Consider the following 22208-nt stretch of genomic DNA (forward strand, 5'->3'; position numbering starts at 1 on the left):
TTAAGAATTTGTCAACAAGTTTTTGGATTTATTTTTTCGTGTCTCCGGAGAGCTACTTGCTCGCCGCGACAACAAGTATTAGTATACTCGTAATTTTTCTTTCGTCAAATTTGGATTTTCATTCGGTTTAGCATATAAACGCACGGATGCGTTGTGATAAAGAGCCTTTTTTCTTTCCAGACTTTTAGCAAGCTAAATCCCCGTAGCCACTTTATTTGCTCGTAATAGTTCGGGATTTGCTTAAAAATACTATGATTTTTTCTAAAACTTTTTTGATTTTTTCTTTTCTTAACGAAGACTGCTTGATCTTATCCTCTTCGTAATCCAGAGACGTGTTCTTATGGTTCACCAGTATCAAATCTGCTTTTCCAAGTTATCAAAAAAAGACGGCATCAGCCGTCTTTTTTACTGTTCAGCTTACTCAGCTGCCTTAGCTCAATTCTTTGATGATTCCCTGCAAGGTTTCCTTAGCCTCGTTTGGCAATGGATTTTCCGGATTCTCGTCGTTGTAGTCGTTGACCCAGTCAAGCCGGTCTTGCATTCTGGCCACCAAAGTCTTCTTGTAGTCAGGATCATCCAGCTTGACTTCAAAGCCTTCAAGCGGCATGTAGGAAACGCCCTTGAAGTCGCCAAACGGCTTCCATTCATCGGTGTCGTCAGCCAGGTATTCCAGGATCTTCATGGTCAATTCCTTTGGAATATCCTTGCCCATAAAGGCATCCGTGTTCAAAACGTAGCAAGCAGCATGGCGCTCAGTAAATAATTCCTTAAAGTCACCATAGTCGCCAGCTACTGGGTAGGCTCTAAACGGATCCGCGAACGGCTCAATCACCAAAGTGTTCATGTCAAAGCCTTTTGGCAGGTTTTCCGCGGAAGTCCGCTTGGTAGCCAAGGTCAATCCCATGGTCGTGGCCAGGACCGGATCGTCAATCTTCAAGACTGGCGGTAAGGAGTTGTCCTTCATGATCCAGAACAGAGCTGTAATCGGATCCTTTTCCACATCCACCCGGTTGGCGGAAGTATAGCGGCTCTTGATTACCCGGCCATTATGGTTGCGCAGGTCCTCAGTCACCAGGAACTTTCTGCCAGCTTCATCCTGGGTCACCGCACAGTTCATGACCACCGTGTAGTACTCGGTTTCGTGGTGACCAGCTGGATAATCGTGGGTCTTGTCGAAGTAGGCTGGCTCAAGGGCAACGGATGAGCCGTCTTCTCTTGAAATAATGAAGGCATCGTCATGCAGCACCGTAATGTCGTACTTGCCGCCGTGCGTCGCGTGCGTCAGAGTCGACTTGCCGGAGCCTGACAAGCCGTAAAAGGCAAAGACCTTGTCGTCCTTGTCCTTGAAGTGGAAGGCCTTCTCGCCGCCGTGGCAGGCAGCATAGCCATGCCGGTGAGCCATGGCCCAAGCCAAGGTCAAGGTCCCCTTCTTCAGTTCCCCGAAGTAGCGCAGTCCAAAGACGGCGGCCGCATTATGGGGTGCATCAAAGACGCCGAAGCCCTTCGGGTAGTCAGGGTCTGTCACGTTCGGATCAAAATAGAAGTAGATGTCGCCTTCATCATAGGCTTTAGAGTTCTTGTACATCTTAGCTGCTGCTTCATCAAAGAATTGGAAGTTCAAAATGTAGCTCAACAGGTTGAAGGCTTGGTCTTCAGGCATCATCACGTGCGCCTTGACCGTAAATGATTCATCAAGTCCAACCAAGACCGTGGCCTTCAAATACTGTTGCTCATGGCCGGCATAGATGTCTTCATACAGGTTGCTGACCAAAGCCGCCGGGTCTTCCTTTGGGTCGTCAACAAAGTGACGGGCACTGGCCGTCCGGCCCAAGATCTTACCATGATTGTAGACTAGCTGAGTCGCCCCCATTGGCAAGCCCAATTCCTTGGTGTGCAGAATTGGCAGGTCTGTCACGATGACGCCGGGCTGTCTCTTGGCCAATTCATAGGCTTCAGCTACACTGGCAACTTCATGAACATTATTGCCATAAAAGGCACTTTCGATTGTCGCGCGCACGCGGCTGAATACTGGATTGGATCTTTTCAGTTCATTTTGCTTAAAACGCTCTTGTGTACTCATCTCTATGATTCCTTCCATAATTCTTCCAAAAGCGGTTTCATTTTTTCTCACCTTAATCATAGCAAGTTGTTTGTGATGAATCAAACATTAAATGATAATCTATAAGAATTATTATGAAGGTGTTTTAATTGCGCAAAAAAACGTAAAAAGTTTGCAAAAACGCAAAAGAAAAAGCTATACATGAAAATGTCTTGTAAATAACTACTTGCCGCGAACGTACTTAACGGCCTGGATGCCGGCTTGGCGGCCAAAGACTACCGTTTCAGCGATCGAGTTGCCACCGATCCGGTTGTTGCCGTGCAGGCCCCCAGAAACTTCACCAGCGGCGTACAAGCCCTTGATGACATTGCCATTAGTATCCAATACTTCAGTTTCAGCGTCAATGTGGATCCCGCCCATGGTGTAGTGGATGGCTGGGTGGACATGGATGGCAAAGAATGGGCCAACTTCCACGCCGCGGTCCATCCCCGTGGTCCGGCCAAAGGCCGTGTCGTCACCAGTTGCCAAGTCACTGTTCCACTTAGCAACCGTTGCCTCCAAGCCGCTGGCGTCAACGCCGATCTTGTCAGCCAGTTCTGCCAAAGAATCACCGTGTTCGACTAAGCCAATGTGGTCGTAGAATTCTACAGCCTTGACGTGGTCCCGGATGCCTTGGTCAAAAATGAGGTAGGCCCCATCTTCGTTTAAGCCGGTAATTGCAGCCGAAACGATCTTTCGAGTTGCCAGTTCGTTGACAAAGCGCTTGCCGGCTTGGTTAACCAAAATGGCACCTTCGCCGCGGACAGCTTCACCAATCAAGAAGGTCCGGTCACCGTCGGTTTGAGCAGTTGGGTGAACTTGGATGAAGTCCATTTGGATCAGCTGAGCGTCAATGTCTTCTGCCAAAAGCAGACCGTCGCCAGTTGCACCGGCTTGGTTAGTGGTCTTGTAGTCTGCTAGGTCAGGCCGATACTTCTTAATGATGGACTTAGAAGCACCAAAGCCGCCAGTTGCCAGGATGACAGTCTTAGCCTTAACGGTGCGGTGGCCATCTGGCCCCAGAATAACTACGCCGTTAACCTTGCCAGTTTCGTCTTGCAAGAGCTTAACAACCTTGGTTTGGTTAAAGACGGAAATGCGGGCCTTTTCTATGGCCTTGAGCAAGCCCGTTACCAAAAAGCCGCCAACTGGAGCCATGGAAGCTGGACGGTGGGCCCGCTTCTTGCTCATCCCACCGGTGATGGTCAGGTCAGACAATTCAACGTCGTGCTCTTTCAGCCAGTCAATAGCCAAGGCAGCGTGGTCAACAAAGTAGCTCAGCATTTCTGGATCGTTCAAGAAACCGCCGCCTTTAAGGGTTTCCTTGTAAAAGTCAGCCTTGTTGTCGATAATCCCGTGGTCGTATTGGACCAGAGATTCAGCTGCGTTCATCCCGGATGAAGCCTTGCTGGTGTTGCCGCCAAGGGCAGCGTTTTTTTCAAAAACAGCAACGCTAGCGTCTAATTCGTGAGCCTGCAAGGCTGCAGACAAGCCGGTACCACCGGCACCAATTACAATTACGTCATAGCTAGGGTTGACCAAGTCAATGGGACTTGGCTTAAATTCGTATTTAGCCATTTTCTTCCTCTACTCATGAAAAAATTACTTACTCCCATATTATAAACCACATTTTAGCAATTTTAAATTAAAAGATGATTTTTTAAAAAAGTTAAAAAGAATTCCCATCTATCGAAAACAGAGAAAACAGAACAAAAAAGGAAAAACAAAAAGACCGACTTCCAAGGAAGTCGGTCTTACTGATTACCGGTGCTGGTGGTTCAATTTCTTTGCCAAGAAGTCGCCCACGATTTGCACGATAAAGATCATGATCACTACCAAAATCGTTGCGAGGAAGGTAACGTCATTGGCGAAGTCGCGGTAGCCGTACTGGATCGCAGTGGTACCCAGACCGCCGGCCCCAACGGCCCCAGCCATCGCCGTCAAGCCGATCAAACTGATGATTGAAACGGTTGACACCCTCACGATTTCAGAGCGTGTTTCTTTCAGGTATACGTCAAAAATGATATCCCAGTTAGAAGCCCCAAGGCTTTGCGCTGCTTCCACCTTGCCGGGGTCCAAGCTTTCAAGAGCAACCTGCACTTGGCGGGCATAGAATGGGAAGATCCCCAAGGTCAGCGGTACTAGGGCAGCCGTATCGCCGATTTCCGTCCCCACAATGGCGCGAGTCAAAGGAGAAACGAAAGCCAGCAAGATGATGAAAGGAATCGCCCGAAGAATGGAGATCAGCTTGTCGCTGACGTTAAACCAGAACTTATTTTCCAGGATCCCGCCTGGTTCGGTCAAAACCAGGACGATCCCAAAGAAGATCCCTAAGACCCCGCCAAAGATGGATGGCCAGAAGGTCATGTAGATAATCTGCAAGATGGAGGTGCCCCAGCCAGTGTCGCCACTCCAGCCTAGGTTATAGATATTCGGAAAGTTTTGGGCGATCCAATGCACAATTCCATTAATCATAAACGATTACCTCTTTCATCAAGCTCTGTTACCGTAACCCCTTCTTTTGCCAAAAAGTCGAGGGTTTCTTTTTGCTTCTCTTGGTCACCCTTGACCGTGATCAAGAGCGTCCCTACCGGCTCATCAGCCAAGACTTCCACGTTCCCATAGAGCATGGAGGCTTCCACGCCCACTTCTCGGTACAGCTCGATAATAATGGACTTAGCCACATTGTTCAAGCTGTAAACCAATTGGTAGAGGGATTCGTTTTCGGCCAAGTTAATGTCAAGGCTCTTCAAGGTATCCACTACCTGCAAGGAGCCACCGACAAACTTTTGCGTCAGTTCAGCCTTCGGGTTCAAAAAGACATCCTTCAAGTTGCCCTTTTCAATGACCCGGCCTTCTTCCATGACTGCCACCTTGTTGGCCACCTTCTTAACCGCGTCCATTTCGTGGGTGATCAAGACGATGGTCAATCCCAGTTCCCGGTTCAATTTCTTGAGCAGATCCAAAATTTGGATGGTCGTTTGCGGGTCCAAGGCACTGGTTGCTTCGTCAGACAGCAGGATTTCTGGGTCATTGGCCAAGGCCCGGGCAATCGCCACTCTTTGCTGCTGACCGCCAGAGAGCTGGGCTGGGTAAGCGTTGGCCTTGTCTTCCAGGTCAACCAGCTTCAAGAGCTTATGGCATTTTTCCTCCAGTTCATCGTCGCTTAACTTGGAGTGCTTTAAGGCAAAGGCGATGTTTTCGATGACAGTCGTTTCATTCAGCAGGTTGAATTGCTGAAAAATCATCCCGATCCGGCGTCTTTGCGTTTGCAAGTCCTTGTTGGAAATGACCTGCTTGCCATCTTTGACGAATTCCACTCCTTCAACCACGACATCGCCAGCCGTAGGCTTTTGCAAAAGGTTAATCGTTCTGACCAAGGTTGACTTGCCCGCGCCGGAAAAACCGACAATCCCGTAGATGTCGCCCTTTTCCACGTGCAGGGTCACATCTTTGACAGCCTCAACATCAGGCGCTTTTTTTCTTTTAAAAGTTACGTTGACATGATCCAGTTGAATAATGCTCATAATTATCGAAGCTTCTTTCTAAGTTAATTAATCTGAAAGCTTTGCATCCCAAGCAGCCACTTGCTTAGTGCCGTAGTACTTCTTGTAGAGCTGCTTAGTCTTAGCGGTTTGGTAAGCCTTAACGACTTCCTTGTAAGCCTTCTTGTTCTTGTCCTTCTTGCGGGCAACGATGATGTTGATCCATTGCTTGGAGTCCTTGTTGATTGGTTCAACGTAGATGGTTTGCTTGTCGCCTAAACCAGCTGGGTTGGCGTAGTCGTTGTTGACAACAGCGGCGTCAACTGACTTAAGCACACGGGCAGCTTGTTCAGTTGCAACTTCCTTGATCTTGAAGTTCTTAGGGTTCTTGGCGATGTCAGCAATCGTGTAAAGCTTAGTTGGGCTATTCCCCTTCAGGGTAATCAAGCCGGCGTTCTTTAAAACTAAAAGGGCACGCGCTTCGTTAGTAGCGTCATTAGGAATAGCAATGGTTGAACCCTTTGGCAAAGCCTTCAATGACTTGTACTTCAAAGAGTAAAGACGGATTGGAGCGATGTAAGTTTCGCCGATCGCCGTCAAGTTAGACTTGTTAGACTTGTTCCAGTTGTTCAAGAAGTTGTAGTGCTGGAAAGCGTTCAAGTCTAAGTCGCCAGACTTCAAAGCGCTGTTTGGCTGGTTGTAGTCAGAGAAGTTCTTTGTCTTGACAATGATACCATACTTCTTCTTGGCAGTTGCGGCAACGCTCTTCCAGATGGCCCGTTCTGCCTTAGTAGCCCCAACCGTACCGACCGTAACCGTGGTGGTCTTGGCAGTTTGACTGCCCTTCTTGCCGAAGCTGAAGAAGGCCACAATTGCAACCAAGGCAACTACAACAACCGCAATAATAATGTTTCTTTGTTTCTTTTTTCTCATGATAATACCTCCAGAAACACATGATGATCATCGTTATCTAAAAAAGCAGGGCAACTAAAGCAATTGATCAAATTAGTTATTTGTGAAAATAAAAAGCGTCCGCCCTAGTTAAAGGACGAACGCTCGTGATACCACCTTTAGTTCACCTATTACTTTCATAATAGGTCTCGCTAACTGTCTGCCAAAAATTGGGAAACAGCTTGCTTTGTTAACGAGAGCAACCCCGGCAAGAGCTAAATATCACCCTTGCATATCATTCCAAGCCCATGTTCACTAGAGCATTTCTGACACCTTTCACCAAACGATGCCTCTCTTTGAAGAAGTACTTCCAGCTACTCTGCTTTTCGAGATAACTTTTCTTAAATTTGATATTTATAATTTATCATTTTTCTTTAAGCGAGTCAACCGTCTTTTGCAACTTTTTTAAAAAATTGCTTAAAGTTCATCCCGATCCTTGCCATAGGCGGCAATGATGTCTCTTAAGCGGGCATCCTTCCCCTTTTCCGTCAAGACCGTTGACACTTCCTTAAAGCCATCGCAGATCCGGGACATGATTCTAAACAAGGTCATGCCAGCAAAGAAGAGGACGACAATGGCAAAGATTGCCCGGCCTGACAGGGGGCTCAGTTTGAAGAAGCCTGGAATAAAGGCAATGGACAAGATGATGCAAATCGCCGACAGGGCCATCACGCCCAGCTTGTACTTGTTAAGAGGACGGGAAATCCAGAAGAGGACCATCATCCCAACCAAAACCAGCAAGATGGTTGACGCCGTCCCCACTTCTTTTGAACCGATGTTGATAAATTGGTCGGTCAAAACCAGAATGCTGACGGCCAGCCAGTCGGTAATCCCGCCGGGGATGGACTTAGACAAGATGTTGATCGTAAAGTTGCCCCGGATCCGGTTGTGGTTCTTTTCTAAGGCCAAAAGGAAGGATGGCAAACCGATGGTAAAGCCGGAAATCAGGGTGATCTGGGCCGGCTTTAGCGGGTAGTTGATAGTCAAGATTAAAGACATTAAGGCCATCAGCAAGGAGAAGATATTTTTGACCAAAAAAAGTCCAGCTGAGCGCTCGATATTATTGACCACCTGCCGGCCTTCATTGACGACTTCCGGCATCTTGGCAAAGTTGGAGTCAAGCAAGACCACTTGAGAAGCCTGAACGGCGGCGCTATTGCCTGAACCCATGGCGATGGAGCAGTCTGCCTCCTTCATGGCCAGGATGTCGTTGACCCCGTCGCCGGTCATGGCCACGGTTTGCCCATTTCGCTGGAGAGCCTGGACAAATTCCTTTTTCTGCTCAGGCTTGACCCGGCCAAAAACATTGTAGTCCAGGACGGCTTGGTCATATTCGCCGTCCTTGATACTTTGGGCATCGACATAGCGGTCAGACCCAACGATGCCAGCTTGCTGAGCAACGCGGGCAACTGTAACTGGGTTGTCCCCTGAAATGACCTTGATGTTGACGCCTTGCCTTGCGAAGTATTCAAAAGTACTCTTGGCTTCTTTCCGGATTGGGTTAGACAAAAGGACATAGCCTAAGACTTCTACCGGTTGGGTCAATTTTTCCTTTTCATCGGCCAGTTCGCCTGGGTACTTGGCAAAGGCCAAGACCCGGTAACCTTCTTCTGGGTACTTGGCAAATTCGGCCTGGTGGTCAGCCAGTTGCCCTCTTAAGACCATTTCTGGAGCCCCTAAAATCAAGCTGTAACCGGCAAAAACGGCAGCGGAATACTTGTTGACCGAGGTAAAGGCAATAATCCTTTTAGCATTGCCAGCCCCTGCTTGGCCGTACTTTTCCTTCAAGGCTTCCGCCGTAATGTTGTCAGCCGGCATGCTGGAAACATAGCTGGTCAAAAGTTCTTCTAAATCAGCTGCAGAATTGTTACCAGCCGGAACGGCTTTTTCCACGGCCATCTTTGGCTCAGTGATGGTCCCAGTCTTGTCCACGCATAAAACGTTAACCCGAGCCAGGGTTTCCACGCTCTTCATATCGTGCAGCATGACCTTGTTCTTGGCCAGCCGCATGGCGGCTAGAGCCAAAGCCACAGTCGTCAGCAGATAAAGTCCTTCTGGAATCATGCCGATAATGGCCGCTTCCATCGAGCTGATGGATTCAGCAAAGCTTTGCTTGTTGACAAAGTAGGCCTGGCTAAAAAGGGCGATCCCCAAGGGGATAATGATGATGCCGACCCACTTAATCAAATGGTTGATGGCCCGAATCATCTTGGATTCTTCCCCGCCGCCCATGGCCTTGGCTTCAGCGGTCAATTTGGCGATGTAGGATTCCTTGCCGACCTTGACAAGCTGCGCCGTCACTTCACCAGATACGATGAAAGAGCCGGATAAAAGCCGGTCGCCAATATTTTTGGCAATTTCGTCACTTTCCCCGGTTAGCAGGGCCTCGTTGACCCGGGCGCTGCCTTCAGCGACGACGGCATCGGCCGGGATTTGGTCACCGGTTTTTAAGAGAACCAGGTCCCCTTCCACCAGCTGGTCGATGGGCACCTGGACCCTTTTTTGGTCGCGAATGGCCACGACATTGACCTGGTTTAGCACCTGCAGCTTGCTTAAAACCGACTTGGCCCGGATTTCTTGGACGATCCCGACGATCGTGTTCAAGATGATCACCGGTAAAAAGGTCAGGTCTCGGATGTCGCCGGCGATCAAGAGCAGGATAGTCAAAACCAGGAAGATCATGTTGAAGTAGGTTAAGGTGTTTTCCTTAATGATCTGCCCGTTGGTCTTGAACTCGTCGTCTAAGGCCACGTTGACCTTGCCGGCAGCAATTTTTTGGTCAACCTCAGCCTTAGACAAACCCGTTTCTAAATTCGTCTTTACCACAAAAACTCATCTCACTTTTTCTATTTTCTATTTTTTCCGCAGCCAGCGCTGAAAGACGTAGTCATACTTGTTCTTAGCATCAGCTTGATGCTTTTCTTCTTTGTCTAGGGAAAAAGCGGCCCAGTTCAAATCTGGCATGTAGGTATCGGCTGGAAAAGTCCCCTTGATCTTGGTCACTTCTAGGCAGTCCACCCGGTCTTTTAAAAGCTCAAACAAGCTGGCGCCGCCAATCACGCAGACTTCTTCTGCCTCATGGTCTTTCAGCCATTTTTTCAGGTCAGCTTCCCCGTGCAAGACCTCTACTTTTGGATTAGCGATCTCATGGTGGGTCAAGACCACGTGCTTTCTGCCTGGCAAGAGACCTGGGAAGGAATCAAAAGTCTTTTTCCCCATTAACATGGCATGGCCCATGGTTACTTCTTTAAAGTGCTTGAGGTCAGCCGGCAAATGCCAGGGCAGGATGCCATCTTTACCGATTGCCCCTGCTTCATCTTGGGCCCAAACGTAAATCAGCATTTTGTAACCAGCCCTTTCTTAAACGGCTACTGGCGCCTTGATAGCCGGCGCGTGCTGGTAGCCTTCCAGCTTGATATCGCTCATTTCAAATTCGCTGACCTTGGTCTTGTCAGGGTTCAGCCACAGTTTTGGCGCATCGTAAACCGGTGCGGCCAGCTGCTTTTTGACCTGGTCAAAGTGGTTTTTGTAAATGTGGGCATCCCCCAAGGTGTGAACAAACTCGCCCACTTCCAGTCCAGTTTCTCTGGCGATCAAGGACAAGAGCAAAGAGTAGCTGGCAATGTTAAAAGGCACGCCCAAGAACATGTCGCCAGAGCGCTGGTAAAGCTGCAAACTCAATTTGCCATCTGCCACGTAGAACTGGAAGAGGACATGGCAAGGCGGAAGTGCACTCATTGGCACGTCTTCTGGGTTCCAGGCCGTCACGATCAAGCGGCGAGAGTTGGGATTGGTCTTGATTTGCTCAATCACGTCAGCGATCTGGTCGATAAAGCCGCCGCCTCTCTTGCCCCAATGCCGCCACTGGGCTCCGTAGACGTCGCCCAGGTTGCCGTATTTGTGGGCAAAGTCGTCATCGTCTAGGATTCTTTGACAAAAAGCGGCCATTTCTTCATCGTAGATCTGCTTAAACTCTGGATCTTTTTGACTCCGCAGGCCAAAGTCGGTCATGTCAGGGCCTTGGTATTCTGGGCTAGTCACCCAGTTCTTAAAGGCCCATTCATCCCAAATATGGTTCTTGTGCTCTAGCAAAAAGCGGATGTTGGTATCGCCCCGCAAGAACCACAAGAGCTCGCTTTTGATAAGGCCAAAAGGCACCTTTTTACTGGTCAAAATGGGAAAGCCTTGACTGAGATCAAAGCGCATCTGGGCGCCAAAAAGGCTCCTAGTACCTGTCCCCGTTCGGTCATCCTTATCATGGCCTTCTTCCATAATCTTTTTCAGTAAATCCAAATATGCTTGATCTTGAATTGCCATTTTCCTGTCCTTTACTAAATCTTTTTCTCTTTTAGTCTAACAGAAAAAGCTTAAGCATTGTTTAAATTACCCACGCAAAAAATCCCCAGCTAGGCTGAGGAATTTTTTAGATAAAATATTACTAATGTTCTTTAATTCACCTTGAAAAAGGCTCTCTGCCCCTTGGTCGTCCGCTCCATGTCGGTCAGGCTTTGGAAGAACATGTTCTTGACCGCCATCTTAGTGTAGTAGGCAGAGTGAGGAGACATGACCACGTTGGGCATGCTGATCAATTCTTTATATTCGTCAGGGACAGAGTCAACGTCTTCAAACTTTTGCCCAAAGACCTTTTCTTCGCCTTCCAAGACGTCCAAGGCGGCACCGCCAATTTCATGGTACTTCAAGGCTACGATCAAGGCTTCGGTATCAACCAATTCGCCTCGCGATTGGTTGACCAAGATTGCATCGTCTTTCATCATCGCGAATTCATTGGTACTCAGCATCCCCTTGTTTTCGCTGGTTAAAGGAATGTGCAGCTGGACGATGTCGCTTTCTTTCAGCAAGGTCTCCAGATCCACATAGTCCAAAAAGGGCTCTAAAGAGGCATTGTAGAAAGGATCGTAACCGATGACGCGAGCACCCAAGGCCTGGTACATTTCAGCAGCTGCGGCGCCGATCCGGCCCAAGCCCACGATCCCGACCGTTTGGTTAAAAATTTCGTCGCTCATTAGCCCGCTGGGCCGTGTAAAGTTGCCCCGCCGCATCTGCCGGTGGTAGTAGCCCCACTTTCTCAAGAGGTACATGGCCCCGGTCAAGCCGTTTTCGGCAATGGCACGGGGAGAATAAGCTGGAACGTTGGATACGGCGATTCCAGCATCTTTAGCAGCTGCTAAGTCCACGTGGTCGACGCCCACCTTGCGCAAGGCCACGTGCTTGACCCCGTTTGAGGCCAATTTTTTAAATAAGTCTGCACTCAGTCGCTCTGGCTGGGTGGAAACCGCATCATAGCCCTTGGCTAAATCTGCAGTTTCTAAAGTCAAGGCTTGGTGGGTCACGGTTAAGACATCATCAGGGTGCTGGTCTTGCCAATCTTTGGCAAAGGCTTCTTCAACCGGCGCTAGGCTAAATACGTATGCCTTCATGGCATTCTCCTCTTTCTTTTCTCAATCTCAATTTTAGTTGGTATTATTGACAATGGTTCATGTTTTCAGGAAGGATCTGCTTGACCTAGGATGGTCATCTTGATCTTTCTCTATTATGACAAAAAAATTAGAAAAGCGCTAGCACTTTTTAGATTTATCAGGAACTTTTTAGTTCTCTCGATTTATTTAACCAAAATTTAAAAATATCAACCGTGCTATAATAGGCCTAAAAAAACCAAAACAGAAAGTGAGACAGATCAGCAAGATGTCAAAAGACCGCTACCTTCAGCCCCAATCAGGATTAGAAGCCATGGAAATCATCCAAAAGCTCTTTAACCAGTACCGAAAAGCCGAGTTAACTAGAGACCTCCTCTGCTACCATCAAAATCTCGTCAGCCGTCTCCAAGGCGACATTAAAGACGCAGTCGTGCAAGAAGGTAACCCTGACCTAATCAAAGATCTGGAAACCATGACCAAGATTATGCAGGACTGGACCGCTATTCGCTTGTCGGGCAAGCCCTACCCGGCCAAGATGCGGCACTTCCGCTTGATGCAAGAAGGCGGCCGGGTCAAGATCAAGCGCAAGACGCACAAAATCAAAGCTTCAGGCAATCACCGGGCAGTCCGCCACTAAAAATTATTAGAAAATAAAAGATAAAAAGTAAAAAAGAGGACCTTTGGTCCTCTTTTTTCGATAAAAATTACTTGATGTAGGCGAACTTGTAGCTCCACTGAGTACCAGCAGTGTTGTGGATGATCCCCCTTACCTTAGACTTTTGCAGGTAAGCAGTAGTTTGCTCGTAGATTGGCGTTACGGCTTGCTCGCTGTTAGCCAGCTTCAAGGCGTCCACCAGGTCTTGCCAGCGCTTAGTAGTGTTGTTGGCGTCGGTGGTCAAAGCCTTTTGGACTAAAGCATTGTACTGCTTGTTGTTCCACTTACCGTAGTTGTAAGAAGTGCCCTTTTGCAGGATCTGCATGAAAGTCATTGGGTCGCTGAAGTCCCCGCCCCAGCCGGAAACGTAAATGTCGAAGTCGCCGCTTGAAGCCTTGGTGTAGGCATTTTTGCTTGGGATGGCGTTAACCTTGACGCTGATGCCAGCCAGCACCTTGGTCCATTGCGACTGCAGGTACTGGGTCAAGGCGTCAGCGTTAGTGCTTTCGTTTGAAGCTAAAAGGGTCAGGCTCAGCTTGCTTAAGCCAATTTCCTTTAAGCCTTGCTTCCAGTACTTCTTGGCTAAATTTTCGCTGTAGTCAACCGTGTTCTTGATCTTGCCTTGGCTGGCAAAATCAGCACCAGTACTTGGATCGTAGGCTAAGCCTGATGCCACAAAGCCCTTTGGGACGCTGGAACCATCGCCAAAGACCTTCTTGGTCAAGACCTGACGGTCCAGAGCAAGCGATAAAGCCAGACGAATCTTCTTATTGCTTAGAGCCTTTTTAACGGTTTGATCCTTGTCGTTAAAGTTGTAAGCCAGGAAGGATACGTAGGAGTATGGGTAAGTCTTAAAGTCCTTGTTATTCTTTAAGTTCTTAACCTGCTCACTAGACAAAGGCGTCATGTCCAGCTTGCCTTGCTGGTAGAGCTGGTAGCCGGTGTTAGTGGTCTTAACCACTTGGTAGTTGATCTTCTTCAGCTTGACAACCTTCTTGTCCCAGTAATAGTTGTTCTTGACAAAGGACCAGGTGTCGTTAGTCCCCTTCCAGCCAGTGATCTTGAAAGGACCAGAATAGAGCATGTACTTGGAGCTGGTTGCGTACTTTTTGCCAGTCTTTTTAATAAAGGCTTCATTTTGTGGCCCAAAGAGTGGGTAAGCCATCAAGACCTTGAAGTAGGCAATTGGCCGCTCCAATTTTACAACAACCGTATTGTCGCCCTTGGCTGAGATGCCCAAGCTGCTTGGCGCCTTCTTGCCGGCGATAATCTGGTCGACATTCTTCACGCCAGAAAACAGGTAGGCATAAGGGGATGCGGTCTTAGGGTTAATGCTCCGCCGCCAAGAATAAACAAAGTCTTGGGCGGTAATCTTTTCACCATTGGACCACTTGGCATTAGAACGGATGACAAAGGTCCAGGTTTTCCCGTCCTTAGATACTGAACCGGACTTAGCTAGACCTGGAGTGGTCTTGCCCTTTTTACCCAAGCGGTAAAAACTTTCAAAGACATTGCCCGTTTGGCCATAGCCAGTTGCCTTGCTGATGTCGATGGTGTCCAATGCTGCCGCAGCGCTCAAGTTCAGGACCTGCTTTTCCTGGCTTTGGCTGCTTGACTTGCTTTGCCCGCAAGCAGCCAAGAGCAAAGCAGCACTTACGCCGACAGCACCGATCGCAAATTTCTTAATTCCCGTCATTTGACAAAACCTCCATTAGACAAAAAAGCAGCTGCTCCCCAAAAAGGAAACAGCTGCTAGAAATGCCTATTACATAAGAATAATTATAAATTGATTGGCAAATCTCTTGGTCTAAGCTAAATCCGTTTTAGGCAACACAAAATGGTTGTATGACATTGGCATACAACATACACACATGGATTGGCATTCTTGTGCTGCATAAAACATAGATTCAGCTCCTTTCTCAAAATGATTTAATTTCATCTTACCGACTTGCTTACTAAAAGTCAACATTTTTGGGATGAAATCTACTGCTTATTTTTTCGCTACTTGTCCCGAATGGTCAAAAAGTCGTCCAGTTCCCGGTGCGGTGCTTGGTAGCCATTGACATAGTGGTCTTTAGCATAGCCCAAAGCAATCCCCATGGCCAGGTCTTGATCATCAGGGATTCCCATCATTTCTTTGACCGAGCTTGGGTACTTGACGATCTCATAAGCTGGCATGCTGTCGATGCCCTTGGCCTTTGCTGCCAGCATCAGGTTCTCTGCAAAAGAACCCAGGTCATAGATGGACCACTTGTTAGAGTGCTTAGGGATTGTCAAATAAACGATCACTGGGGCATAGTAGAGATTCTTCTGCAAAATGTTCCGCCTTAAATCCAGCAATTCTGGCGTATTCAGGTATTCGGCACTCTGGTCGTTGTGCCGGGCCATGTTTTCCCGAGGATATGAGTCCCACTCGTCCCGGTGCCAAGTTTCCCAATCGGGGTTGGCTGCTTTGCCGGCTTCAACGTTTTCCAGGTGTCTTTGGTGAACCTTTTGGGCCATGGCCCCCATGGCCACGTAGGCCCGCCAAGGCTGGGAGTCAACCCAAGATGGGGCTAGCCCAGCTAGAGAAATAATCTCTTTGACGTCAGCTTCTGAGACATCCTTTGCTGCATCAAAATAGCGTACGCTGTGACGACTTTTAATTGCTTCGATTGCATCCATGCTTTTGCTTCTTTCTTTGGAACTTCGTTTTAGTAAGTATAGCCTTTAATTGGCTTTTTGGCAAAAAATCGCTATAATTGGCTTAATACTAACGACTATCAAAAAGCGAGGAAAAAGAAAATGGGCTTAACCTTTAAGAGACAAGACGACTTAGAAAAGATGTTTGACAAATTTGCCAGCATCCCTGATCCCAAGAAAGATGCCGGCAAGGGCAAAGGCGATGAAGAAGAAAAGCAAGAAAAGGGCAAGCAAAAGCCTAAGAAATAATTAAGCTTTTTGAAACCAGTGTCATCACTGGTTTCTTTTTTTGCCAAAAATAAGTTCTAAGACTCTCTAAATTTCGAGTTTTTCACCGCTCAAGAAAGGCAAATTTAGGCTAAAATTAACTTGTAAATATCTTATTTTTACTAAGGAAGTGAGTGACTTGGACAACAGCAACTTGCTGACTTATTTGGAATGGCGGGGTGACATTCCACTTGAAAAGTCGCCTTTTAATGAAATCGATGCGCTAGTCTTGGCCATCTTTTCCTACCTCAATTTGGAAAAATACATCCCTAGCGGCAACAAGGAAGTGACCGTTGCAGAAATCGCGGAGAAGTACTTTGCCTCTTCCTTTGAGGGCATTGATGCCAGTCAATACCAAGAACTGTTTAAGCTAATGAGCGAGGCTGACCGCTTTAAAAATGCCCGCCTGTCGCACTTTAATTCAACCCTGACAGCCCAGTGCCAATTTAGCGCCGTGAAGATCGTTCTGGAAGATGGCACCCACTACGTGGCCTTCAGAGGAACCGACGACACCTTGGTTGGCTGGCGGGAAGACTTTGAAATTTCTTTTAAAGAAACCAAGGCTCAGCGCCTCGGTGCCCGCTACTTAAAAGAAATTTTGGCTAGCGACGAACATGACTTTATCCTGGGTGGCCACTCTAAGGGCGGCAACTTGGCTGAATACGCCGCCTTGCACCTGCCTGCTGACTACCAAAGGCGGATCAAGGCTGTCTATACCTTCGACAGTCCTGGCTTAGCTGACGAAGTTGAGGGGGCGTATGGGCAAGTCAACGATGAATTTTTAAAGCAGGTCCTGCACCGCTACGTGCCTGACTATTCCATCGTTGGCCGCCTGTTTGAACCCAAAGACATTGAGCCAACCATTGTTTATTCCACCAATTCCAACATTACCCAGCATGACACCTATTCTTGGCAGATCAAGGGCAGCCAGTTTGTGACCCACAAGCGGCCAAATTCAGAGTCCCGAATCTACAACCAGCTGATCAACCAGTGGATCGGGCAAGCCACCCTAGAAGAGCGAGAATCGCTCACTAAGGACTTGTTTGAAGCTTTAGAGGCAAGTGGCTCAACCAAGATTAATCAGCTGGCTAAAAACGGTTTTGGGGGCTTTGGCGCCATCCTGCTTTCGGTTACCAACTCATCTAGACGGACCAAATTTATCCTAGGCAGCCTTTTTGACTCCATCTGGCAGATGATTAAAAGCCAGCAGATTGGGTCTGCGCTTTTTTCAAAAGGCAGCTTGACCGGCTGGCTCTTGATCCTGCTAGGGGTTGTCAGCTTAACTGCGCCAGGATACGCCTTTAAGGCTTTTGGCATCCTTTCCTCTTTAGGCGGGATCATCTTTAGCGTTAAACATATCTTGTCAGTTTCGGTGACCTCTTTTAAACCGCAGCAGAAGCACTTTTTCCTGATCACCTACTTGGCCTTATTCGCCATTTCGGTGGCACTGCTTTCCAACAATCAATTGCTGATCTTCTTGGCCCACTACTTCTTGGGGATCTTTCTCCTCTTTTATGCCTACGGGCGAACCAGAAAGATTATCATGCGAGAGCAAACCGGGATTTTCCGAATCATCATTACGGCGCTAGAAGCGATTGTGGCCTTTGCTCTGGGCATCATCGTGATCATCAACCCAGAATACTTCAACCGGCAATCGATCGTCGAAATCGGCATCCTTTTAATCGTTTATGGTGCCTTCAAGCTAATCGCTGAGCTCTTCAGCCACCGGCCACCAATGCCCAAAAAACACCGGTAATATCTTGATAATTTAGCAAAAAATAAGCACTCTTTCGAGCAATGCCTTAACTTAATGACATTGTTCTTTCGAGTGCTTATTTTTTATTGTTTTTAGTCTTTATTCTTCATCCAGCCGGTCTTGGATCCAGTCCTTGACCTTTTCCACGTTCAGCTTGGTTTCTGAAGAAAATGGAATGAAGGTAACATTGTCCTTGTTCATGTCCAGATGTTTGCGGAAGGTCGCCTCTGTCTTGTTAAAGGCATTCTTCTTGATCTTGTCCATCTTAGTAGCCACCACCAGAATTGGCAAGTTCAGGTATTGGGCATAGTCATACATGGCAATGTCATCAGCCGTCGGCTCATGGCGGCCATCAATTAAGAGGATCAAGCCCTTGAGATAGGCCCGAGTTTCCAGGTAGTCCTGGATCATCTCGCCGAACTCTTCACGCTGCTTCTTAGACACCTTAGCATAGCCATAGCCAGGAACGTCAACTAGGTAAAAGTTATCATTGACCCGGTAGAAGTTCAAGGTTTGGGTCTTGCCTGGAGAAGATGACGTTCTTGCCAGATTCTTTCTTTGCAAGATCGTGTTGATCAGGCTGGACTTGCCTACGTTGGAGCGGCCTGCCAGGGCAATTTCATCTAGGCCGTCTTGGGGGTACTGACTAGCCTTCACGGCGCTAACGGCAAAGTCTGATTGCTTAATGATCATCGGCGGCACTTTCCTCTAACTCTTGACGAATCACCTTCGGCTGACCCGTACCATCAATAGTTTCCTTGGTAATGATGACCTTTTCGATGTCGTCTTCACTAGGAGTCCGGTACATGATGTCCATCATGGCATTTTCAATGATGGTCCGCAGGCCTCTGGCCCCCATCTTGCGTTCAATTGCCAGGTCCGCAATTTCCTTGACAGCAGCTGGTTCAAATTCCAGGTCAACGCCGTCTAAGGACAAGAGCTTCTTGTATTGCTTGATCAAGGCGTTCTTTGGCTCAGTCAAGATTCTGACTAAGTCATCGCTGTCCAGCTTGTCCAAAGTAGTGATGATTGGAATCCGACCGATAAATTCTGGAATCAAGCCGAACTTAACCAGATCTCCAGTCGTCAGGAAGTGGTTCCAGTTGTCGTCGTCCACCTTCCCTGATTCTTGTTCTGCACCAAAACCGATGGTCTTCTTGCCCAAGCGGTTCTTAACGATTTCTTCAATCCCGTCAAAGGCCCCGCCAACGATGAAGAGGATGTTGGTCGTGTCCATCCGGATCATTTCTTGCTGTGGGTGCTTGCGGCCGCCCTGCGGCGGAATAGAGGCAATGGTGCCTTCCAAGATCTTTAAGAGCGCCTGCTGAACACCTTCACCGGACACGTCCCGGGTGATGGAGACATTTTCTGACTTCTTGGAAATCTTATCAATTTCGTCGATGTAAATGATCCCGCGCTGCGCCCGTTCCAGGTCGTAGTCAGCATTTTGCAAAAGCTTCAACAAGATATTTTCAACGTCTTCACCAACATAACCGGCTTCCGTCAAGGTCGTGGCATCGGCAATAGCGAAAGGCACGTTCAAGATTCTAGCCAGAGTTTGGGCCAGGTAGGTCTTACCTGAACCGGTTGGCCCGATCAAAGCGATGTTGGATTTCTGTAATTCAGTAGAAGAGTCAGCATCCATTTGACTGATCCGCTTGTAGTGGTTGTAGACAGCCACAGATAATACCCGCTTAGCCCGATCTTGGCCAATCACGTATTGGTCAAGTTCTTCTTTGATTTGCATTGGCTTTGGCAATTCGCGGGCTTCTTTTAATGAATCCAGACGAAGCTCATCATCAATAATTCTCTTGGCAAGTTCAATGTCTTCGTTACAGATGTAAACGCCGTTGCCAGCGATCATCTTCTTAACTTGGCTGGCTGACTTGCCGCAGAAAGAGCATTTCACTTCTTCTGGATCTGAAAACTTTGTAGCCATGTAATTCCTCCTATTTTTGCTAAGTTCTAGATTAGCATAAATACTGCCAATATGGGCGAAATTAGCCTTGAATTAGTGGACTTTTTTCGAAAAAAATAACCCCCGAACAGGCAGTGCCATATCGGGAGTTATTTGGAATCAGGACGATTAGTCTTCGCTGTTTTCGTCTTCTGAGCCTTCAAGCTTAGCCTTAGCTACTTGCTTGGCAGAGTCAGTGATCAGGTCCATCGCCTTACGTACGTTGATGTCGTGAGCCAGCATTTCGTCGCTCAAAGCGTTGCGAACAGCCTTTTCGCTCATGTTGTAAGTGTCGGCCAAGTCCTTGATTTCAGCGTCAACTTCTTCCTTGCTTGCTTCAAAGCCTTCCTTGGCAACGATCGCTTCAAGTACCAAGTTAGTCTTAACGCGTTCTGCAGCGTTAGCTGACAATTGCTTGCGCAATTGGTCTTCAGTGGTGTTAGTCAACTTGAAGTAAGTTTGTGGATCAATCCCTTGACGTTGCATGTCGCCCAAGTATTGGTTCAGTTGGTTGTCAACGTCTTCTTGGATCATCACGTCTGGAATTTCTTCAACAGTTGCGTTCTTAACAGCAGTTGAGATTGCAGCTTCTTGGATAGCAGCCTTAGCAGCTTCTTCCTTTTCGCTCTTCAAGTCAGCCTTGATCTTTTCCTTCAATTCGTCAAGGGTTTCAACTGAGTCGTCTACGTCCTTAGCAAATTCGTCGTCAAGTTCTGGCAATTGCTTTGACTTAACTTCGTGGATCTTAGTAGCGAAGTGAGCTTCCTTGCCTGCCAAGTCCTTTGCGCCGTAGTCTTCTGGGAAGGTTACAACAACGTCAACGTCTTCGCCAGCTTCGTGACCTACCAATTGGTCTTCAAAGCCTGGGATAAAGGTGTTTGAGCCAAGTTCCAGTGAGTAGTTTTGAGCTGAGCCGCCGTCGAATTCAACGCCGTCAACAGTACCTACGTAGTCGATAGTTACAGTGTCGCCGTTTTCAGCCTTGCCGTCCTTCAAAACCATTTCTGCGTTTTGTTCTTGGCGCTTAGCAAGTTCAGCGTCAATGTCCTTTTGGTAAACGCGAGTGTTTTGCTTTGGAACTTCGATTTCCTTGTATTGACCAAGTTCAACTTCTGGTTCAACAGTTACAACTGCCTTCATTTCCCAGTCCTTGCCCTTGTCCATGGATACAGGAACGATTTGTGGTTGGCCAACAGCCTTGATGCCAGTTTCCTTAACAGCAGCGGTGTAAGCAGCTGGCAAAGCGATGTTCAAAGCGTCTTCGTAAAGTGCTTCTTCACCGTAGTATTGGTTAAAGATAACCCGTGATACGTGACCCTTACGGAAGCCTGGTACACGCAAGCTCTTCTTTACACGGTTAAATGCTTGGTCAAGACTCTTCTTGACTTCGTCTTGAGAAATTTCGAAAGAAAGTTCACCAGTAGTCTTACCGGTAGTTTTCCAGTTTGCAGACATTAATAAAATACCTCCAATGTCTATTTTGAGTTTGAGTTGCTACTCTGCATACTTAAATATCTTACCTTAAAGATGGGCAAAAAACAATCATCAGGCCCCATAAAATAAGGATTTTTTCAATAAAAAAAGGCGCCCTTCATAGAAGGAGCACCTTTTCTACTTGTTAGAACTAAAATTCAGAACTAAATTAGTCGTCGATTTCAGTAACAGTACCGGCACCAACAGTTCTACCACCTTCACGGATAGTGAACTTAGTACCAACTTCAATAGCGGCTGGCTTGATCAAAGTAACTGAGAATTCAGTGTTGTCACCAGGCATAACCATTTCAGTACCTTCTGGCAATTCGATTTCACCAGTGATGTCAGTGGTGTGGAAGTAGAATTGTGGACGGTAGTCTGAGAAGAATGGAGTGTGACGGCCACCTTCGTCCTTGCTCAAGATGTAGACTTGACCCTTGAAAGTTTCGTGAGTCTTGATTGAGCCTGGAGCTGCCAAAACTTGACCACGAACGATTTGGTCACGGTCGATACCACGAAGCAATACACCAACGTTGTCGCCGGCTTCACCAAGGTCAAGAGTCTTGTGGAACATTTCCAAACCAGTTACAACTGAGCTCAGAACCTTTTCTACCAAACCAACGATTTCAACGCTGTCGCCAACCTTAACAGTACCACGGTCGATACGGCCTGAAGCAACAGTACCACGACCAGTGATAGTGAAGACGTCTTCAACTGGCATCAAGAATGGCTTGTCAGTTTCACGTTCTGGAGTTGGGATGTATTCGTCAACAACGTCCATCAGTTCTTCGATCTTCTTTTGAGCTTCTTCGTCGCCTTCAAGAGCCTTAAGAGCTGAACCACGAACTACAGGAACATCGTCACCTGGGTAACCGTATTCTGAAAGCAAGTCTCTTACTTCCATTTCAACAAGGTCGATCAATTCTGGGTCGTCAACCAAGTCGCACTTGTTCAAGAATACTACGATGTATTGAACACCAACTTGACGAGCCAACAAAATGTGTTCACGAGTTTGTGGCATAGGACCGTCAGTTGCGGCAACAACCAAGATAGCACCGTCCATTTGGGCAGCACCGGTGATCATGTTCTTGATGTAGTCGGCGTGGCCTGGGGCGTCCATGTGGGCGTAGTGGCGCTTTTCAGTTTCGTATTCAACGTGGGCAGTGTTGATAGTGATACCACGTTCCTTTTCTTCTGGAGCTGCGTCGATTTGTGAGTAATCTTCAGCTTGTGCCAAACCCTTCTTAGCCAACACAGTAGTGATAGCTGCGGTTAAAGTAGTCTTACCGTGGTCAACGTGGCCAATAGTACCAATGTTAACGTGTGGCTTAGTTCTAACGTAATGTTCTTTTTCTGCCATTAAAATGACCCTCCTGAAATTTTACAAGAAGTCCGTTGAGACAAAACTAACGGATGATTCTCTGTTGAATATTGTACTACTTTCCTAAG

The 22208-nt window shown here is 47.5% G+C and carries 18 protein-coding genes and 1 other annotated feature; of the genes, 3 read left to right on the plus strand and 15 right to left on the minus strand.

Annotated features, from left to right (window positions below):
* Positions 1–430: 430 nt before the first annotated feature.
* The 9 genes from FC20_RS04525 to FC20_RS04565 all read right to left on the minus strand — a co-directional run bounded on the left by FC20_RS04525 (position 431) and on the right by FC20_RS04565 (position 11972).
* Positions 431–2080, minus strand: coding sequence for a phosphoenolpyruvate carboxykinase (ATP) (locus tag FC20_RS04525; protein ID WP_008463754.1), 1650 nt, complete (start codon positions 2078–2080; stop codon positions 431–433).
* Positions 2081–2281: 201 nt separating this feature from the next.
* A complete protein-coding gene (locus FC20_RS04530; RefSeq protein ID WP_008463752.1) occupies positions 2282–3676 on the minus strand; it encodes a flavocytochrome c in 1395 nt (464 codons plus the stop codon).
* A 183-nt stretch (positions 3677–3859) separates the two neighbouring features.
* Positions 3860–4573, minus strand: a complete 714-nt coding sequence (locus FC20_RS04535) for a methionine ABC transporter permease (protein ID WP_008463750.1) — start codon at positions 4571–4573, stop codon at positions 3860–3862.
* Positions 4570–5625 carry a methionine ABC transporter ATP-binding protein gene (locus tag FC20_RS04540; protein WP_008463749.1) on the minus strand — a complete coding sequence of 352 codons (1056 nt, stop codon included), beginning with the start codon at positions 5623–5625 and terminating at the stop codon, positions 4570–4572. The genes FC20_RS04535 and FC20_RS04540 overlap by 4 nt, the downstream gene beginning before the upstream one ends.
* 27 nt (positions 5626–5652) lie before the next feature.
* Positions 5653–6516, minus strand: a complete 864-nt coding sequence (locus FC20_RS04545; RefSeq protein WP_008463748.1) for a MetQ/NlpA family ABC transporter substrate-binding protein — start codon at positions 6514–6516, stop codon at positions 5653–5655.
* Between the two features lie 108 nt (positions 6517–6624).
* Positions 6625–6873: a binding site (T-box leader), on the minus strand.
* A gap of 78 nt (positions 6874–6951) precedes the next feature.
* Positions 6952–9360: an HAD-IC family P-type ATPase gene (locus FC20_RS04550; RefSeq protein WP_008463747.1), complete on the minus strand. Its 2409-nt coding sequence runs from the start codon at positions 9358–9360 to the stop codon at positions 6952–6954.
* A 27-nt stretch (positions 9361–9387) separates the two neighbouring features.
* Positions 9388–9876: a dihydrofolate reductase gene (locus FC20_RS04555; protein ID WP_008463741.1), complete on the minus strand. Its 489-nt coding sequence runs from the start codon at positions 9874–9876 to the stop codon at positions 9388–9390.
* An 18-nt stretch (positions 9877–9894) separates the two neighbouring features.
* Entirely contained in the window at positions 9895–10851 is a 957-nt protein-coding gene (locus FC20_RS04560; protein ID WP_008463739.1) for a thymidylate synthase, read from the minus strand.
* 131 nt (positions 10852–10982) lie between these two features.
* Entirely contained in the window at positions 10983–11972 is a 990-nt protein-coding gene (locus tag FC20_RS04565; protein ID WP_008463738.1) for a D-2-hydroxyacid dehydrogenase, read from the minus strand.
* Between the two features lie 265 nt (positions 11973–12237).
* Here FC20_RS04565 and FC20_RS04570 point away from each other — a divergent pair, with 265 nt between their 5' ends.
* Positions 12238–12606 carry a hypothetical protein gene (locus FC20_RS04570; RefSeq protein ID WP_008463736.1) on the plus strand — a complete coding sequence of 123 codons (369 nt, stop codon included), beginning with the start codon at positions 12238–12240 and terminating at the stop codon, positions 12604–12606.
* Positions 12607–12673: 67 nt separating this feature from the next.
* Here FC20_RS04570 and FC20_RS04575 read toward each other — a convergent pair whose 3' ends face one another.
* Positions 12674–14320, minus strand: coding sequence for a peptide ABC transporter substrate-binding protein (locus FC20_RS04575; RefSeq protein WP_008463734.1), 1647 nt, complete (start codon positions 14318–14320; stop codon positions 12674–12676).
* A 305-nt stretch (positions 14321–14625) separates the two neighbouring features.
* Entirely contained in the window at positions 14626–15288 is a 663-nt protein-coding gene (locus FC20_RS04580; RefSeq protein WP_008463733.1) for a nitroreductase, read from the minus strand.
* Positions 15289–15408: 120 nt separating this feature from the next.
* On the opposite strand from FC20_RS04580, the gene FC20_RS10645 reads away from it, so the two are divergent.
* Complete coding sequence (locus tag FC20_RS10645) at positions 15409–15555, plus strand: SPJ_0845 family protein (RefSeq protein ID WP_008463731.1); 147 nt, start codon at positions 15409–15411, stop codon at positions 15553–15555.
* 157 nt (positions 15556–15712) lie between these two features.
* Positions 15713–17329 carry an Mbeg1-like protein gene (locus FC20_RS04585; protein WP_008463730.1) on the plus strand — a complete coding sequence of 539 codons (1617 nt, stop codon included), beginning with the start codon at positions 15713–15715 and terminating at the stop codon, positions 17327–17329.
* A 99-nt stretch (positions 17330–17428) separates the two neighbouring features.
* On the opposite strand, the gene yihA is transcribed toward FC20_RS04585, so the two are convergent.
* The 4 genes from yihA to tuf form a co-directional block, all read right to left on the minus strand.
* Positions 17429–18022: a ribosome biogenesis GTP-binding protein YihA/YsxC gene (gene yihA / locus FC20_RS04590; RefSeq protein ID WP_008463729.1), complete on the minus strand. Its 594-nt coding sequence runs from the start codon at positions 18020–18022 to the stop codon at positions 17429–17431.
* Complete coding sequence (gene clpX / locus FC20_RS04595) at positions 18012–19268, minus strand: ATP-dependent Clp protease ATP-binding subunit ClpX (protein ID WP_008463728.1); 1257 nt, start codon at positions 19266–19268, stop codon at positions 18012–18014. The genes yihA and clpX overlap by 11 nt, the downstream gene beginning before the upstream one ends.
* 147 nt (positions 19269–19415) lie before the next feature.
* Positions 19416–20741: a trigger factor gene (gene tig, locus FC20_RS04600; protein ID WP_008463727.1), complete on the minus strand. Its 1326-nt coding sequence runs from the start codon at positions 20739–20741 to the stop codon at positions 19416–19418.
* A 187-nt stretch (positions 20742–20928) separates the two neighbouring features.
* Positions 20929–22119, minus strand: a complete 1191-nt coding sequence (gene tuf / locus FC20_RS04605; RefSeq protein ID WP_008463726.1) for an elongation factor Tu — start codon at positions 22117–22119, stop codon at positions 20929–20931.
* Positions 22120–22208: the final 89 nt, after the last annotated feature.

The sequence above is a fragment of the Lactobacillus equicursoris DSM 19284 = JCM 14600 = CIP 110162 genome, from assembly GCF_001434815.1.
Lineage (GTDB): Bacteria > Bacillota > Bacilli > Lactobacillales > Lactobacillaceae > Lactobacillus > Lactobacillus equicursoris.

Coding starts and splice junctions, on each gene's coding strand:
- FC20_RS04525 (WP_008463754.1), bottom strand. CDS start 2,080: ATGAGTACACAAGAGCGTTTTAAGCAAAATGAACTGAAAAGATCCAAT.
- FC20_RS04530 (WP_008463752.1), bottom strand. CDS start 3,676: ATGGCTAAATACGAATTTAAGCCAAGTCCCATTGACTTGGTCAACCCT.
- FC20_RS04535 (WP_008463750.1), bottom strand. CDS start 4,573: ATGATTAATGGAATTGTGCATTGGATCGCCCAAAACTTTCCGAATATC.
- FC20_RS04540 (WP_008463749.1), bottom strand. CDS start 5,625: ATGAGCATTATTCAACTGGATCATGTCAACGTAACTTTTAAAAGAAAA.
- FC20_RS04545 (WP_008463748.1), bottom strand. CDS start 6,516: ATGAGAAAAAAGAAACAAAGAAACATTATTATTGCGGTTGTTGTAGTT.
- FC20_RS04555 (WP_008463741.1), bottom strand. CDS start 9,876: ATGCTGATTTACGTTTGGGCCCAAGATGAAGCAGGGGCAATCGGTAAA.
- FC20_RS04560 (WP_008463739.1), bottom strand. CDS start 10,851: ATGGCAATTCAAGATCAAGCATATTTGGATTTACTGAAAAAGATTATG.
- FC20_RS04565 (WP_008463738.1), bottom strand. CDS start 11,972: ATGAAGGCATACGTATTTAGCCTAGCGCCGGTTGAAGAAGCCTTTGCC.
- FC20_RS04570 (WP_008463736.1), top strand. CDS start 12,238: ATGTCAAAAGACCGCTACCTTCAGCCCCAATCAGGATTAGAAGCCATG.
- FC20_RS04575 (WP_008463734.1), bottom strand. CDS start 14,320: ATGACGGGAATTAAGAAATTTGCGATCGGTGCTGTCGGCGTAAGTGCT.
- FC20_RS04580 (WP_008463733.1), bottom strand. CDS start 15,288: ATGGATGCAATCGAAGCAATTAAAAGTCGTCACAGCGTACGCTATTTT.
- FC20_RS10645 (WP_008463731.1), top strand. CDS start 15,409: ATGGGCTTAACCTTTAAGAGACAAGACGACTTAGAAAAGATGTTTGAC.
- yihA (WP_008463729.1), bottom strand. CDS start 18,022: ATGATCATTAAGCAATCAGACTTTGCCGTTAGCGCCGTGAAGGCTAGT.
- clpX (WP_008463728.1), bottom strand. CDS start 19,268: ATGGCTACAAAGTTTTCAGATCCAGAAGAAGTGAAATGCTCTTTCTGC.
- tig (WP_008463727.1), bottom strand. CDS start 20,741: ATGTCTGCAAACTGGAAAACTACCGGTAAGACTACTGGTGAACTTTCT.
- tuf (WP_008463726.1), bottom strand. CDS start 22,119: ATGGCAGAAAAAGAACATTACGTTAGAACTAAGCCACACGTTAACATT.